This is a genomic window from Leifsonia sp. SIMBA_070 (genome assembly GCF_046534635.1).
Lineage (GTDB): Bacteria > Actinomycetota > Actinomycetes > Actinomycetales > Microbacteriaceae > Leifsonia.
Window position 1 is genome coordinate 1 of record NZ_JAWRYK010000050.1, and the last position, 399, is coordinate 399.

General features: G+C 64.4%; 1 pseudogene. It reads right to left on the reverse strand.

The features are described 5' to 3' along the window. A pseudogene (locus SB754_RS19355) lies at nt 1-303 on the reverse strand (tRNA (adenosine(37)-N6)-threonylcarbamoyltransferase complex transferase subunit TsaD); the annotation flags it as partial. Between the last annotated feature and the right edge of the window lie 96 nt (nt 304-399).

Here is a 399-nt window from a genome sequence, read left to right on the forward strand (position 1 = left end):
CGCCTTGGCGGCGCAGACTCCCACCATGAGCGCGCCGGCGAGTCCGGGACCGGATGTCACGGCAATGGCGTCAATGTCGTCCAGCGTCATCTGTGCCTCGTCCAGTGCCTGCTGCAGCGTTGGCACGAAAGCGTCCAGATGCGCACGGGAAGCAATCTCGGGGATGACCCCGCCAAAACGGACGTGTTCGTCCATGGAGGAGGACACCGTGTTGGTCAGCAGCTTGCCGCCGCGGACAATGCCCACACCGGTTTCGTCGCAGGATGATTCGATGCCAAGCACCAATGGGTCGGTGCGGTTCATTGAGTGTCCTTCGTTGTTGCTCGCGGCGCCCCGTTCCAGGCGGAAAGGGGCAGCCGCATGATGAGTGCGTCGGCGCCGTCGCGGTAATAGCGCGGC